Origin of the sequence: Streptomyces griseiscabiei (genome assembly GCF_020010925.1) — a bacterium.
Lineage (GTDB): Bacteria > Actinomycetota > Actinomycetes > Streptomycetales > Streptomycetaceae > Streptomyces > Streptomyces griseiscabiei.
The window spans coordinates 3733875-3750713 of sequence record NZ_JAGJBZ010000002.1 but is presented as its reverse complement, the minus strand read 5'-3'; the positions used below and the strand labels follow the sequence as shown (position 1 = coordinate 3750713).

Annotated in this window: 2 protein-coding genes (1 of these 2 cut by a window edge); both read right to left on the bottom strand. The window is 75.9% G+C overall.

From position 1 onward, the window contains the following. Positions 1-1681, bottom strand: partial view of a type I polyketide synthase gene (locus tag J8M51_RS33290; protein WP_434976794.1) — the beginning only. The gene continues 13349 nt to the left of window position 1, outside the view; 1681 of the gene's 15030 nt are visible here — the first part of the coding sequence; it begins with the start codon at positions 1679-1681; its stop codon lies off the left edge, out of view. Continuing rightward, positions 1678-16839 carry a type I polyketide synthase gene (locus J8M51_RS33285; protein WP_455568216.1) on the bottom strand — a complete coding sequence of 5054 codons (15162 nt, stop codon included), beginning with the start codon at positions 16837-16839 and terminating at the stop codon, positions 1678-1680. Before J8M51_RS33285 ends, J8M51_RS33290 begins: the two co-directional genes overlap by 4 nt.

Here is a 16839-nt window from a genome sequence, read left to right as displayed (position 1 = left end):
CACGGAATCCGTCCGGGTCGCCCGCGACCACCACCGCGCGGTGCTCGAACGCCGACCGGCCGGTGGCGAGGGCCCGCGCGACGGCGCCGGCACGGAGGCCCGGGTCCGCGTCGAGCAGGTCGACGAGCGGGAGCAGCTGCCGCGCCCGCTCGGTCAGCGCCTCCTCGCTGCGGGCGGAGAGCACCCAGGGCACCAGAGGCAGTGGCATCGGGTCACCGTGGGGCTCGGTGGCCCGGACGGTGTCGTCGGGCTCGGTGGTCCCGGCGGGGGCGGGGTCCTCCGCCGGGGGTGCCTCCTCCAGGATCACGTGGGCGTTGGTGCCGCTCACGCCGAATCCGGACACGGCGGCGCGGCGGGGGCGCTCGGGACCGGTGGGCCAGGAACGCTCCTCGGTCAGCAGCCGGACCGCGCCGGAGGACCAGTCGACCTGCGGGGAGGGCGCGTCCACGTGCAGTGTCCGGGGCAGCACCCCGTGCCGCATCGCCTGCACCATCTTGATCACACCGCCCACCCCGGCGGCCGCCGAGGAGTGCCCGATGTTCGACTTCAACGACCCCAGCCACAGCGGCTCTTCACGGTCCTGGCCGTACGTCGCGAGCAGCGCCTGCGCCTCGATCGGGTCCCCGAGCCGGGTCCCCGTGCCGTGTGCCTCCACCGCGTCCACGTCACCGGGCAGCAGCCGGGCGTCCGCCAGCGCCGCCCGGATCACCCGCTGCTGCGAGGGACCGTTCGGCGCCGTCAGACCGTTGCTGGCCCCGTCCTGGTTCACCGCGCTGCCCCGCACCACCGCCAGCACCCGCCGACCGTGCCGCCGCGCGTCCGACAACCGCTCCAGCAGCAGCACGCCCGCGCCCTCGGACCACGAGGTGCCGTCGGCGCCGGCCGCGAAGGCCTTGCAGCGGCCGTCGGGTGCCAGGGCACGCTGTCGGCTGAAGGCGACGAACGGGTCGGGGTGCGGCATGACGGTGACACCGCACGCGAGGGCGAGGGAGCACTCGCCGGAGCGCAGCGCGCGTATCGCGAGATGCAGGGCGACCAGCGAGGACGAGCACGCGGTGTCGACCGTCACCGCCGGGCCCTCCAGTCCCAGGGTGTAGGAGATCCGGCCGGAGATCACGCTGCCGGCGGTGCCGGTGTGGAGCAGGCCCTGGACGTCGGACCGGTCTCGGGAGCCGTCGCCGTACTCGTTGGTCATGGCGCCGACGAAGACGCCGGTCGCGGAGCCCTTCAGGGCCGCCGGGTCGAGGCCCGCGCGCTCCAGCGTCTCCCAGGAGGTCTCCAGCAGGAGCCGCTGCTGCGGGTCGGTGGCGAGGGCCTCGCGCGGTGACATGCCGAAGAACGCGGCGTCGAACTCCCCCGCCCGGTGCAGGAATCCGCCGTGCCGGGTGTAGGAGGTGCCCGGCCGGTCGGGGTCCGGGTCGTAGAGGGCGGCCGTGTCCCAGCCCCGGTCGGCCGGCCACTCGGAGATGGCGTCGGTGCCGGAGGACACCAGGTCCCACAGCTGCTCGGGGTCGTCGGCGCCACCGGGGTAGCGGCAGCTCATCGCGACGATCGCGATGGGCTCGTGCCTGGCGTCCTCCTCCTCGCGCAGCTGCTGACGCGCCTGCCCGAGGTCCGCGGTCGCCCGCCTGAGGTACTCAAGAAGCTTCTGTTCGTCCGGCATCTTCGCGGTGCTCCTCAGGCCATTCCGAAGTTGTTGTCAAGCAGGTCGAACAGCTCGTCGGCGCTGGCCGAACCGATCGCGTCGGCGTCCGCCGGGCCGGTGTCGGGCGCTGTGCGCCGGGCCCAGGTCCGTACGAGGTCCTGCAGGCGCGCGCCGAGCTCGTCGGCGCCCCGGGCGCGGGGGTCGGCGGAGGTCAGGGCCGCCTCCAGCGCCCGGAGTTCGGCGAGCGCGGGAACGGCCGGGCCGGGCCGGGCGCACAACCCGTCGTACAGGTGGTCGGCGAGGGCGGCGGGGGTGGGATGGTCGAACACCACCGTCGCGGCGATGGGGACGCCGGTCGCCGTGCGCAGCCGGTTGCGGAAGGACACGGCGAGCATCGAGTCGAACCCGACGGCGGAGAACGCCTGGTCGGCCGGGACTGCCTGGCGGCCGGAGTGGCCGAGGACCGCCGCCGCGTGGTCGCACACCAGGTCGAGCAGCAGCCGGCGTCGCGCGGGTTCGTCCAACGGGTCGAGCCGGCGGGCGAGTTCGGCGGCGTCGTCGTCCTGGTCGTCCCGCGTGGTCTCGTCCGGGGCGGAGGCCGCCTCGGGCAGTTCGCTGAGCAGCCTGAGCGCCCGGGGGTCGGGCACGGCGGCCACGACGCGGTCCCAGCGGACGTCCGCGAGGATCGCGGCGGGTTCGTCGTGGTCCAGCGACCGCTGCAGGGCCGCGAGGACCGTGTCCGCGTCCAGGGGGCGCTCCACCGCGTCGGATCCGGCGGGCGCGGGTTCCTGGCCGCCGAGGGCGAGGGTGACCCAGCGGTTCCCCCGGTCGCGGCGGTCGCGGGCCAGCGCTTCGAGGGCGGCGTAGGCGCTGGTGGCGGCGCCACGCCGGGCGGCCCCCCAGACACCGCTCAACGGGAACAGCACGGCGAGGGCGACGGAGTCCGGTGCCGGGTGGCCGTCGAGCAGCGCGTCGAGGTCGGCCACCGGGCCGAGGACGGACCGCAGGGCGCCCTCCAGGTCCTCGGGGGTGAGTTCGGCGAGCGAGGCGCCGGGGTCGTGGGCGCGGGCGAGGTGGACGGCGACGGTCAGAGGTGCCCCGCCGGTCGGGCCGGCCAGGGCGTCCGGGCCGTCGGGCACGGTCAACTCGGCTCCCAGTTCGGCGAGTTCGTCGCGCAGGGCGGCCACGGCCACCTGATCCGCGCTCCGGTCCCCGGCCAGGACGACCTGGCGGGCGCCGCGCCGGGCCAGCCAGCGGGCGATGTCGGCGCCCAGCACCCCGGTGTCGCCGGTGATCAGGGCGGTGCCTCCGGCCGGTGTCCGGTCGCGGCCCGCCGAGGCGTCGGGGGCCGGGGCGTGGACGAGTCGGCGCGCGAGAGCGCCGGTGGGCCGTACGGCGAGGTGGTCCTCCTCGTGGCCGCCCGCGAGGAAGGCGGCGAGGTGGCGCGCCTCGGCGGGGCCGGGGTGCGGCGGCAGGTCGGCGATGCCGCCCCAGCGCCTCGGCTGTTCCAGGCCGACGACCCGGCCGAGCCCCCACAGCTGGGCCCCGCCCGGACGGGTGAGCCGCTCGTCGGGGCGGACGGCGACCGCGCCGCCGGTCACGCACCACAGCGGGGCGTCGATCCCCAGGGTGTCGAGGGCCTTGAGCAGTTCGAGGGTGGTGGCGGTCCCGGCGAGCACCAGGGCCTCCTGCGTCGGCGCACGCTCGTCCAGGGCCAGCAGGGACAGCACGCCGGAGACCGGCCGGGCGGCGTCCGCGACGGCGTCGGCGACGTCCTGCGCGGTCCGGGCCGCGTCGCCCGCGTCGACGGTGACGGTACGGGCCCGCGCGCCGCCGAGCCGCAGCGCGTCCTGGCACGCGCCGACGAGCGGGTCGTCGGTGTGCTGCTTCGGTACGACGAGAAGCCAGTCGCCGTCGAGCGGCGCGGCGGGCGGGTCGGCCACCGCCTGCCAGCGGACCCGATAACCGAGGGACCGTACGGCGTCCCGGTCGAGCCGGGCGCGTCGCCAGCCGGACAGCACCGGCAGCACCTCGCGCAGCGCCGGGGCGAAGCCCTCCGGCGTGGCGTCGGCGTCCGCGCCGAGGGCGGCGGCCAGCCCGGCCGGGTCGCCGCTGTCCACGGCCGCCCAGAAGCGGTCCTGCGCGGCGTCGGCCGCCGCGCCGGCCACCGGGGCGGTGCGGCCCGGGGTGGGCAGCCAGAACCGGGTCCGCTGGAAGGCGTAGGTGGGCAGGGGGACGGGTCGGGCGCCGGGCGCGGCGTGGGCCACGACGTCCGGCCAGGCCACCTCGGCTCCGGTGGTCCAGGCCTCGGCGAGCGAGGCGAGGAACCGCGCCCGGTCGCCGTCTTCGCGCCGCAGCGTCCCGACGGTGGTGACGGTCCGGCCCGCCCCTTCGGCGGTTCCCTCGACTCCGGCGGTGAGCACGGGGTGCGGGCTCGCCTCGACGAAGAGGTCGAATCCGGCGTCCAGCAGCCGTGCGGTGGCCCGCGCGAACTGCACGGGCTCGCGCAGGTTCCGGTACCAGTAGTCCGCCGTCAGCAGCGATCCGTCGAGGGGTTCGCCGGTGACCGTGGAGTACAGCGGTGTCCCGCCCGTGCGGGGCGTCACGTCGGCCAGTGCGGCGAGCAGGTCGTCGCGGACCCGGGACACCTGGGCCGAGTGGGCCGCGTAGTCGACGGGGATGCGCCGGGCCCGTACGCCGTCCCTCTCGCAGGCCGCGAGGAGGTCCGTGAGCGCGTCCGGCCGGCCGGCCACCACCACCGCGTCGGGGCCGTTGACGGCGGCCACGCAGACGTGGTCGCCGTGGGATGCCAGGAGAGCGCGGGCCCGGTCCTCGGAGACGGCGAGGGACACCATGCCACCGGCCCCGGCCAGCGCCACGAGGGCCCGGCTGCGCAGGGCGACGACCTTGGCCCCGTCCTCCAGGGACAACGCCCCGGCCACCACGGCGGCCGCGATCTCCCCCTGGCTGTGCCCGACCACCGCCGACGGCTCCACACCGTACGACCGCCACAGCGCGGCCAACGACACCATCACCGCCCACAACACGGGCTGCACCACATCCACCCGCTCCAACGACGGCGCACCGGGCTCACCCCGCAGCACACCGGTCAACGACCAGTCCACGTACGGCGACAGCGCCCGCTCGCACTGCGCCACCCGCTCCGCGAAGACCGGCGCCGCATCCAGCAGATCCGCCCCCATCCCCGCCCACTGCGACCCCTGGCCGGGAAAGACGAAGACGGTACGGCCGCCGCCGCGGGCCTGTCCCTCGACGGCCCCGGACGCGGCCGACCGGTCCGCGAGGGCGGCCAGCGCGTCCAGCAGTTGACCGCGGTCGCTGCCGACGACGACGGCCCGGTGCGGGAGGGCGGACCTGGTGGTCGCCAACGCGTGGGCGACGTCGGCCGGCCGCAGTTCGGGTCGGTCGCTGAGGTGGGCGTGCAGCCGCGCGGCCTGTTCGCGCAGGGCCGGCTGCGAGCGGGCGGACAGGAGCCAGGGCAGCGCGGGCGACGCGGGGGCGCCGGGCCGGGCGCCGGTGTCCTGAGCGGCGGTCGGCGGCTCCGGGACGGCCGGCTCCGGGGGCGCCTCCTCCAGGACCACATGGGCGTTGGTGCCGCTCATGCCGAACGCCGAGACTCCGGCGCGCCGGGGGCGGCCGGGGGCCGGCCAGGGGCGGGCCCGGTCGAGGAGCCGGACGGCGCCGCCGGACCAGTCGACCCGGGAGGTGGGGTCGTCGGCGTGCAGGGTCCTGGGCAGCGTCGCGTGCCCCATGGCCAGGACGGTCTTCATCAGTCCCGCGACGCCCGCCGCGGCCTGGGTGTGGCCGAGGTTGGACTTCAGCGAGCCCAGCCAGAGCGGCCGGTCCGCCGGGCGGCCCTGGCCGTAGGTGGCCAGCAGTGCCTGTGCCTCGACCGGGTCGCCGAGGACGGTGCCGGTGCCGTGCGCCTCGACCATGTCGACGTCGGCCGTGGTCAGGCGGGCGTGGCCGAGCGCCTCGCGGATCACCCGCTGCTGGGCGAGGCCGCTCGGGGCGGTGAGGCCGTTGCTGGCGCCGTCCTGGTTGACCGCCGTCCCCCGGACCAGGGCGAGCACGGGGTGGCCGAGGCGCCGGGCGTCGGACAGCCGCTCGACGAGGATCATGCCGGCGCCCTCGCCCCAGCCGGTGCCGTCGGCGCCGTCGGCGAACGAGCGGCAGTGGCCGTCGGGCGAGAGACCGCCCTGCTTGCCGAACTCCACGAACACGTCCGGGGCGGCCATCACGGCGGCGCCGCCGACGAGCGCGAAGGAGCAGTCACCGGCGCGCAGCGCCTGACCGGCGAGGTGCAGGGCGACCAGTGAGGAGGAGCAGGCCGTGTCGAGGGTGACGGCCGGGCCCTCGATGCCGAGCGTGTAGGCGATCCGCCCGGACGCCACGCTGGTGACGTTGCCGCTCAGCAGATGCCCTTCGACGCCGTCGGCCGACGTACCCGGTCCGGTGCCGTAGCCCTGGGAGGCCACTCCGACGAAGACGCCACCGCGGCTGCCACGGACCGACAGCGGGTCGATCCCGGCGCGTTCGAGGACCTCCCAGGACGTCTCCAGGAGGAGCCGCTGCTGCGGGTCCATGGCCAGCGCCTCACGGGGCGAGATCCCGAAGAAGGCGGCGTCGAAGTCGCCCGCCCCGTCGAGGAACCCGCCGCCTGAGCTGTAGAAGGTGCCCGGCCGGTCCTGGTCGGGGTCGTACAGGGAGTCCAGGTCCCAGCCCCGGTCGGTGGGGAAGGCGCCGATGGCGTCCACCTCGTCGGCCACCAGCCGCCACAGGTCGTCCGGGGCACGCACGCCCGCGGGGAAGCGGCAGGCCATCGCGACCACGGCGAGCGGGTCGTCGGCGGGATCGGTGGTGTGCGGGGCCGGGGGTGCGGTGGTGTCCGGGTCGGCGGCGGGCCGTGCGGCCCCCGTGAGGCCCTCGCGGATGTGCCGGGCGAGGCCGGTCGCCGTGGGGTGGTCGAAGAGGCCGGTGACCGGCAGGCGGAAGCCGGTGGCGGCGACGAGCCGGTTGCGGAGTTCGACGGCCGTGATGGAGTCGAAGCCGATGTCGCGCAGCGGGCGTTCGGGGTCGACCCGCCCGGCCGACCCGTGGCCGAGGATGGCGGCCGCCTCGGTGGTGATCAGTTCGACGAGGAGCCGGTCGCCCTCCGCGTCGGGGAGGGCCGTCAGCCGGTCGCGCCACCGGCCGGCGTGGTCCTCCGGGGCCTCGGTGCCGGCCGACGGCCGGCCCTCGAAGGGTCCGGGGGCAGCGGCGGTCTCGGTGAGTGTGCCCAGGAGCCTGCTGGGGCGTCCTGAGGTGAAGACGGGGACGAACCGCCGCCAGTCCACATCCGCGACGACGACCTCGGTGCGTCCCGTGTCCAGGGCCTGGCGGAGTGCGGTCAGCGCCGTTTCGGGTCGCAGGCCGACGAGGCCGTGCCGGCGCAGCCCGGCGCCCGCGTCGCCGTCGGCCATGCCGGTGCCCTCCCAGGGGCCCCACGCGACGGAGAGCGCGGTGCGCCCCTGGGCCCTGCGCCGGGCGGCGAGGGCGTCCAGGTGCGCGTTGGCGGCGGCGTACGCGGCCTGGCCGCCGCTGCCCCAGATGCCAGCGATGGAGGAGAACAGCACGAAGGCGTCGAGCGGTTCGTCGGCGAGGAGTGCGTCGAGGTGGTCGGCTCCGTCCGCCTTGGCGGCCAGCTCGGCGTGGAGCTGCGCGGGTGTGCACTGCTCGGTGCGGGTGTCGGAGACGGTGCCGGCGGCGTGGAAGACCGCGCGCGGTGTGTCCCCGGCCGCCCGGAGCCGCTCGACGAGCGCGGCCGTCGCGGTCCGGTCGGCGAGGTCGCAGGCGGCCACGGTGACCCGGGCGCCCGCCTGCTCCAGCTCGGCGACGAGCGCCGCCGCGCCGGGGGCGGCGGCGCCCCGCCGGCCCGCCAGCACGAGGTGCCCGGCCCCTTCCCGGGCCAGCCAGCGGGCGACGTGCCGACCGATACCGCCCGTGCCGCCGGTGACCAGCACGGTTCCCCGGGGGCGCCAGCCGGTGGGGGCCGGCACGTCGCCGGGCACGACCCGGCCGCCGGAGGCCGGAAGGCCCTGCGGAAGGCCCTGCGGAGCGCCTACCAGCCGCCGGCCGAGCAGGCCGGACGGGCGGATCGCGATCTGGTCCTCACCGGCGAGTCCGTCCGTCGTGCCGTCGCCGTGCTCGGCGTCGACGCCGTCCGGGCCCTCCAGGCACGCGCACAGACCGCGAAGTGCGGCGGGGTCGAGCCGTTCGGGGAGGTCGACCAAGCCGCCCCAGCGGTCGGGGTGTTCCAGGGCGGCGACCCTGCCGAATCCCCACAAACGGGCCTGGGCGGGCGACGGCGGTGTGTCCCGGCCCGCGCCGACCGCGCCGGACGTGACGCACCACAGCCGGGCGCGGCTGCCGGTGTCGCCGAGGGCCTGGAGCAGGGTCAGGGTGAGGGCGAGCCCCGCCCCGAGCCCCGCCCCGAGCGGCGCGTGGTCGGGGTGCGGGAGGTCGGTCAGGGCAAGCAGGGAGAGCACGCCGGTGGCCCCGGCGGGGAGCCGTTCGGCCAGTTCCGTGCGTCCGGCGCCGGCGGCGATCCGGACGACGGTCGTCTCGGCGCCGTGCTCCGCGAGGGCTCGTTCCACGGCCGCCGCCGTCTCCGTGACCGCGGGGTCGTCCGGCACCGCGAGGAGCCACGAGCCGGACAACCGGATGCGGGCGGGCAGGGCCAGCGGCTGCCATTCGACGCGGTGGTGGTGCCGGGCGGCGGCAGACTCCTGGTCCCGGCGCGCACGCCAGGCGGACAGCGCGGGCAGTACGTCACCGAGCGGCGCCCGTTCGTCGAGTCCCAGCAGCGAGGCGACCGACGGTGCGTCGGCCGTACCGACCAGGTCCCAGAGAGGGTCCGGGTCCGTGATGGCGCGGTCCGCGTCCTTCGCCGCGGCCGGGCGCGGCCAGAACCGTTCGTGCTGGAAGGGGTAGGTGGGCAGGTCGACCTGCGGGGCGGTGGTGTCCCTGTGCCCGGCGGTCCAGTCGACGGCGACCGCGCGGACGTGCAGGCGGGTGAGGGCCGCGAGGACCGAGGCCCCCTCCGGCTGTCCCTTGGGCAGCAGCGGGACCGCCGCGACGCCGGGCCCGTCCTCCGGCAGACAGGCCGGCACCAGGGCGGAGAGCACACCGCCCGGCCCGGCCTCCAGGAACGTCGTCGCCCCGTCGTCGGCCAGCCGCCGTACGCCGTCCATGAACCGCACCGCGCCGCGCACGTGCCGCACCCAGTACTCCGGGGAGCACAACTCGGTGGTGGAGGCGGGCTCACCAGTGAGGTTGGAGATCACGGGGATGCGGGGCTCGGCGTACGACAGGCCCTCGGCCACCTCGCGGAAGGCGTCGAGCATGCCGTCCATCCGGGCGGAGTGGAACGCGTGGCTCACGGTGAGCCGCCGGGTCCGGCGCCCTCGGCGGCGGAACTCCTCGGCCGCGCGCAGAACGGCGTCCTCGTCACCACTGAGCACGGTGGCCGCCGGTCCGTTGACGGCCGCGACACCGACCGTGGCGTCGGCGGTCTCTCCGGGAAGGCCGAGTTCGCCGAGCACCCGGAGCACTTCGTCCTCACCGGCCTCGACCGCCACCATGGCGCCGCCGCCGGGCAGTTCGTCCATGAGACGGCCGCGGGCGGCGACCAGGGCGCAGGCGTCGGGCAGGTCCAGCACCCCGGCGACGTGCGCGGCGGCCAGCTCGCCGACCGAGTGGCCGATGAGCAGGTCCGGGACGACTCCCCAGTGGTCCAGCAGCCGGAACAGGGCCACCTCCAGCGCGAACAGCGCGGGCTGGGTGTACCGGGTGCGGTGCAGCAGCGGGGCCCGCTCGTCGTCCTCGGCGGCGAACAGGATGTCCCGCAGCGACAGGTCGAGGTGGGGCGCGAAGTGGGCGAGTACGTCGTCCAGCGCGTCGGCGAACACCGGCTCGTCGCGGTACAGCGCGGCTCCGGCGGCGGCCCGTTGACTTCCCTGACCGGGGAAGAGCAGCACCGTACGCCCGGGTGCCGCCAGGCCGGTGACCAGATCCGGGTCGGACGTCCCGGCGGCCAGGGCGCCCAGCGCCCGGCGCGCGGTCGTCTCGTCGTCCCCGGGCACGGCGGCCCGGTGCTCCAGCGCGGCCCGGCCGCGGACGAGGGCCAGGGCCACGTCGGGCAGCGGGGTGCCGGGGCTCGTGTCGAGGTGGGCGAGCAGTCGGGCGGCCTGGGCGCGCAGCGCGGCGGGCGTCCGGGCGGACAGGAGCAGCGGCAGCGTCCGGGCCGGGGACGGTCGCGTCTCCTCCGCGCCGCCGGTCGCGGTCGCTCCGGCCGTGCCGTCCGCCTCGCCCGTGCCCTCCGCGTCGTCCGCGTCGTCCGCGTCGGGTGCCTGTTCCACGATCACGTGTGCGTTGGTGCCGCTGATGCCGAACGAGGAGACGCCGGCGCGGCGCGGGCGTCCGGTCCGGGGCCACGGGGTGGGCTCGCCGAGGAGCCGCAGGCCCGCCGTGTCCCAGTTGATGTGGGTGCTGGGTTCGTCGGCGTGCAGGGTCCGGGGCAGTTCGCCGTGGCCGATGGCGAGCACCATCTTGATGACGCCGGCGACGCCGGCGGCGGCCTGGGTGTGGCCGATGTTGGACTTGACCGACCCCAGCCACAGCGGCTCGTCGGTGGTCCGTCCGGCGCCGTACACGGCCTGGAGCGCCTGGGCCTCGATGGGGTCGCCGAGCCGGGTGCCGGTGCCGTGCGCCTCCACGGCGTCGATCTCCGCGGCCGTGAGCCGGGCGTCGGTGAGCGCGGCCCGGATGACGCGCTGCTGGGCCGGCCCGCTGGGCGCGGTCAGGCCGTTGCTGGCGCCGTCCTGGTTGACGGCGGTGCCGCTGAGCACCGCGAGCACCCGGTGTCCTGCGCGGCGGGCGTCCGAGAGGCGTTCGAGGAGGAGCATGCCGACGCCCTCGGCCCAGCCCGTGCCGTCGGCGCCGGCCGCGAACGCCTTGCAGCGGCCGTCCGGGGCCAGTCCGCGCTGGCGGCTGAACTCGACGAACAGCTTGGGCGTGGTCATGAGGGTGACACCCCCGGCGAGGGCCTGCGCGCACTCGCCCCGGCGCAGGGCCTGGGCCGCCAGGTGCAGGGTCACCAGCGAGGAGGAGCACGCGGTGTCCACGGTGAGCGCGGGCCCGTCGAGGCCCAGTTCGTACGAGATCCGGCCCGACATCACGCTGGCGGTGTTGCCCGTCATGACGTGGCCCTCGGACACGCCGGGCGCGCCGTCGAGGACGCCGGGGTAGTCCTGGCCGTTGGTGCCGACGAACACGCCGACCGGCAGGCCGCGCAGTGCGGTGGGGTCGATACCGGCGTGTTCGACGGTCTCCCAGCAGGTCTCCAGGAGCAGCCTCTGCTGCGGGTCCATGGCCAGGGCCTCGCGGGGCGATATCCCGAAGAAGGCCGCGTCGAAGCCTCCGGCGTCGTGGAGGAATCCGCCGCGCCGGCTGTAGGTGGTGCCGGGCCGGTCCGGGTCGGGGTCGTAGAGCCGGTCGGTGTCCCAGCCCCGGTCCGGCGGCCAGTCGGCGATGACGTCCCGTCCCTCGGTGAGCAACTGCCAGAAGGCGTCCGGACCGTGGACGGCGCCGGGGAAGCGGCAGCCGATGCCGATGATCGCGATCGGGTCGTCGTCGACGGCGGTCGTCCCCCCGGGGAGGGTCGCGCCGGTCTCCTCGGTCGGGGGGTCCGACGGGGCGAGTTCGGCGAGGAGGCGGGCGGCGAGCGCCCGGGGTGTGGGGTGGTCGAAGAGCAGGGTGGTGGGCAGCCGCAGTCCGGTGGCCGCGCCGAGCCGGTTGCGCAGTTCCACGGCGGTGAGGGAGTCGAAGCCGAGTTCGGCGAAGGCCCGGCCGGGGGCGATGTCGGTGGCCGCGCCGTGGCGCAGCACCGTCGCGGCGTGGGTGCGCACGAGGTCGGTGATGTGGCGGGACCGTTCGGCGGCGGGGAGCGCGGCGAGCTGCCCGCGCACCTGCCCGTCCTGCCCTTCCTGCCCGGCGGGTCCTGCCGGTGCCCCGGTCCGAGCGTCGGCGGCTCCGGGCAGGCCGCTCAGCAGCGCCGTGGCGCGCAGCCCGACGGCCTCGCGGAAACGCTGCCAGTCCACGTCGGCGACGACGCAGAGTTCGTCGTGGTCCGCGAGGGCGGCGGTCATGGCCCGGACGGCCGCCCGGGGCTCCATGGGGGTGATGCCGAGGCGGCGGAGGCGGTCCGCGATCCGGTCGTCGACCATGCCGCCGCCGGCCCAGGCGCCCCAGGCGAGGGAGGTGCCGGGCAGTCCGGCGGCCCGGCGTTCGGCGACCAGGGCGTCGAGCGCGGCGTTGGCGGCGGCGTAGTTGCCCTGGCCGGCGCTGCCGAGGACGCCCATGAAGGAGGAGAACACGACGAAGTCGGCGAGGCCGATGCCGTCGGTGACCTCGTGCAGGGTGCGGGCGGCGGTGACCTTGACGCGCATCAGGGTGGCGAGACGGGCCGGGTCGAGGGCGTCGAGGGTGCCGTCGTCGAGGACCCCGGCCGCGTGCACGACCGTGGTGAGCGGCTCCTCCTCGGGGATGGCGGCGACGACCGCCGTCAGCTGCGCGCGATCGGCGACGTCACAGGCGGCGACGGTCACCCGCGCGCCGAGCGCGGTCAGTTCGGTGCGGAGTTCGTCCGCGCCGGGGGCGTCGGGTCCGCGGCGGCTGAGCAGCAGCAGATGGGCGGCTCCCCGCTCGGCGAGTTCGCGGGCGACCTGGGCCCCGATCCCGCCGGTGCCGCCGGTGATGAGGACGGTGCCGCTCGGGCTGGGGCGGGCCTCCGCCGGACGGCCGGGACCGACCGGGAGCAGGCGGCGCCCGTAGACGCCGGAGGAGCGCACGGCGACCTGGTCCTCGTCGGTGACGCCGGCGAGGACCGCGCCCAGCCGGTCCGCGGCCCGCTCGTCCAGCACGGCGGGCAGGTCGACGAGGCCGCCCCAGTGGCCGGGCCGTTCCAGGGCGACCGTCCGGCCCAGTCCTGCGACCGCGGCCTGCGCACTCGCTCCCGGCCGCTCGCCGCCGCCCACGGCCGCCAGGGCCCGGGTGGCGCACCACAGCGGGGCGTCCGTGCCGGTGTCGCCGAGCGCCTGGACGAGGGCGAGGGTCAGGGACAGCCCGGCGGGTACGTCGGGATGGGCCGGGTGCGGGCGTGTCTCCTCGGCCAGCAACGAGAACACACCGGCCACGGGCTCCGCGCCCGACGCGGCACGCAAGGAGGCCGCGAGGAATTCCCGGTCCTGGTCGGGGGCGGAGACGACGACGGGGACCGGTTCGGCCCCGGCCGCCGTCAGCGCGGCCAGTACGTCGGCGCCGCCGCCGCTGTCGTCCGCCGGAAGCACGACGAGCCACCGCCCGGACAGCGACGCCCTCGGCGCGAGCGTCAGCGGGCGCCACCCCACCCGGTGACGCCAGCTGTCGGCACGCCGCCCCCGTATCCGTTCGGAACGCCACGCGGACAGGGCGGGCAGCACCTCGCCCACCGCCCCGGGGTCGACCCCCAGGGTGTCGGCGAGGGCCGCGGAGTCCTGGGCCTCGATCTCCCGCCACAGTCCGTCGTCGGCCGGGGCGGCCGGGTCCGACGCCCGCGGGGTCTCCAGCCAGTAGCGGCGGCGCTGGAACGGATACGTGGGCAGGTCCACGAGGCGGGCACCGGTGCCGGCGAGGGCCGGCTTCCAGTCGACGGGGAGCCCTCGTACGAAGGCTTCGCCGAGCGCGTGGTGCAGGCGCCGCAGCCCGCCCTCGTCGCGCCGGAGCGTACCGAGCACGACGGCCTCGCAGCCCGCCTCGTGGACGGTCTCCTCGATGCCCATGGTGAGCACGGGGTGCGGGCTGACCTCGATGAACCCCGTGTACCCGGACTCGGCGAGGGTGCGGACGGCGGGTGCGAAGCCGACGGTGGCCCGCAGGTTGCGGTACCAGTAGTCGGCGTCCATCCGAGCGGTGTCCAGCCAGCCGCCCTCGACGGTGGAGTACAACGGCACATGGGCGGCCGACGGCCGCAGTCCGGCCAGGGCGTCCAGGAGCGTCTCGCGTATCTCCTCCACGTGGGCGGAGTGCGAGGCGTAGTCGACGTCGATGCGCCGGGCCCGTACGCCCTTGGTCTCGCAGTGCGCGAGCAACGCGGCCAGGGCGTCGGGGTCGCCGGACACCACCCCGGCGGAGGGGGCGTTGACGGCGGCGAGCGACAGGCCGGGGCGGTCGGCGAGCAAGTCGGCCAGGCGGTCGTGCCCGAGGGCCACGGAGACCATGCCACCGCGTCCGGCCAGCACACCCAGCGCCTGGCTGCGCAGGGCCACGACCTCGGCCCCGTCCTCCAGGGACAGCGCGCCCGCCACGACGGCGGCGGCGATCTCGCCCTGGCTGTGGCCCACGACCGCGTCCGGCACCACACCGAACGACCGCCACACCTCCGCCAGCGACACCATCACCGCGAAGAGGGCGGGCTGGACCACATCGACCCGGTCCCACGCCCGCCCCGAGCGCACGGCGTCCAGCAACGACCAGTCCACGAACGGCGCCAGAGCCCGCTCGCACTCCTCCATCCGAGCCGCGAACACCGGCGACTCCGCCAGCAACTCCCCCGCCATACCGGCCCACTGCGAGCCCTGGCCGGGGAAGACGAAGACGACCGGTCCGGTGGCGGAGGCCTCGCCGTGCGCCACATCCGCGCCGGGCGCGCCGTCGACCAGTGCCGCGAGTCCTTCCTCCCAGGTACGCCGGTCCCCGCCGACCACGGCACGGTGGTCGAACAGCGAACGGGACGTCAGCAAGGAGAAGGCGAGGTCGCGGGCGGCGGGCCCGGCGGTGTCCCGGAGCAGGGGCAGCAGGCGACGCGCCTGGTCGCGCAGCGCGTCCGGGGTACGGGCGGAGAGCACCAGCGGGACCGGGGAGGTGTCGGGAACGGGGAGCGCTTGCGGTTCGGGGGCGGGTGGCGCGTCCGGCTCGGGGGCGGGTGGTGCTTCCTCCAGGATGAGGTGGGCGTTGGTGCCACTGATCCCGAACGAGGAGATCCCCGCCCGGCGCGGACGCCCTTCGACCGCCTCCCACTCCCGCTGCGCGGTCAGCAACTCGACCCCGCCCGAAGCCCAGTCCACGAGCGGCGTCGGCTCATCCACATGCAACGTCCGCGGCAACGCGCGCTGTTGAAGCGCCATCACCATCTTGATCACACCGGCCACCCCGGCAGCCGCCTGCGCATGCCCGATGTTCGACTTCAACGACCCCAGCCACAAAGGCCGTTCGGCCGACCGCTCCCGCCCATAGGTCGCCAGCAACGCCTGCGCCTCGATCGGATCACCCAACCGCGTGCCCGTGCCATGCGCCTCCACCACATCCACGTCAGCAGCCGTCACACCCGCCGACGCCAACGCCGCCCGGATCACCCGCTCCTGCGCCCGACCACTCGGCGCCGTCAACCCATTGCTCGCACCGTCCTGATTGACAGCACTGCCCCGCACCACTGCCAACACACGGTGACCATTGCGCCGCGCATCCGACAGCCGCTCCAGAACCAGCAGCCCCACACCCTCGGCCCAACCCGTACCCCCAGCCGACGCCGCGAAGGACCGGCACCGCCCATCCACCGACAAACCCCGCTGCCGCGAAAACTCCACAAACGTCCCCGGCGACGACATCACCGTCACCCCACCCGCCAACGCCAGCGAACACTCCCCCGCCCGCAACGCCGACACCCCAAGATGCACCGCCACCAACGACGACGAACACGCCGTATCCACCGTCACCGCAGGACCCTCAAGCCCCAACGAAAAAGCCACCCGACCCGACAACACGCTGCCGGCACCACCGGTCAACCGCTGGCCGTCCACGCCTCCGGCGGGGATGTGCAGTGCGGGTCCGTAGTCGTGGTACATGATTCCGGCGAAGACGCCGGTGCGGCTGCCGCGCAGCGTCTGCGGATCGACACCCGCCGACTCCACCGCCTCCCACGACGCCTCCAGCAACAACCGCTGCTGCGGGTCCATGGCCAGGGCCTCGCGGGGCGAGATCCCGAAGAACTCCGCATCGAACTCCGCCGCATCATGTAAGAACCCGCCATGCCGCGTGTACGACGTCCCCGGCCGATCCGGATCCGGATCGAACAACCCCTCCACATCCCAACCCCGGTCCACCGGAAACCCCGACACACCATCCCGACCCGACTCGACCAGCTCCCACAACCCCGCAGGCGACACCACCCCACCCGGCAACCGACACGCCATCCCCACCACCGCCACCGGCTCCCCCACACCAGCCTGGAGTTGCCGGTTCTCGCGGCGCAGCCGGGCGGTTTCCTTGAGGGCGTCCCTGAGGGCCTCCACGACGTTCGTGTCGGAGGAGGACGAAGAAGGTGACGAGGACGACGGCGTTCGGGTCATGAGCTTTCTTCTCCCAGTGCTGTTCAGGACTCGATGCCTTCGCGGGCCATCCGGACCAGATCCGCCACATCCATGGCGTCGATCAGTTGTTCCTCGGCGGCCAGTTCCTCCGCGTCGGCCGCAGGGTCCGGTCCGTCGGGGACGGTGTCGTGTGCCCGGTTCTCCCCGCTCCCCGTGACCTCCGGGCCCGCGGCGGGGAAGAGTTCGGCCCGGAGCCGTCCGGCCAGTGCGGTGGGGGTCGGATGGTCGAAGACGACGGTCGCGGACAGCCGTAGTCCCGTCGCCCTGCCCAGCCGGTTGCGCAGTTCCACGGCGCTGAGGGAGTCGGCGCCGAGTTCCTTGAAGCTCCGGCGCGCGTCGACCGTCTCCGCGCGGTCGTAGTTCAGGACGGCGGCGGCCTCGGTCCGCACCAGGGCGAGCAGCTGCTTCTCCCGGGCGGCGGCGTCGAGTTCGGTGAGCCGGGCCACGAGCCGGGCGCCCGGCGCTTCGCCGGACGTGCTCGGGCCGGGGCCCGCCGCTTCGCGGATGCGCGCCGGGGCGAGCCCGCGCAGCAACGGCGGTACGCCGGTGCCGGCGGCCCGTAGCGCGGCGGTGTCGAGGGCGAGCGGCACCGAGCAGGCGTCGCCGGAGGCCAGCGCGGCGTCGAGGAGTCGCAGGCCCTGGCCGGGGGTGAGCGCGCGGATGCCCGCACGGGCGAACCGGCGGCGGTCGGTCTCGCCGAGCCCGGCGGCCATGCCGCCCTCCGCCCAT

Bases quoted from the DNA above. Each gene is read 5' to 3' on its own strand.
- J8M51_RS33285 (WP_455568216.1), bottom strand. From the start codon at position 16,839: ATGGGCGGAGGGCGGCATGGCCGCCGGGCTCGGCGAGACCGACCGCCG.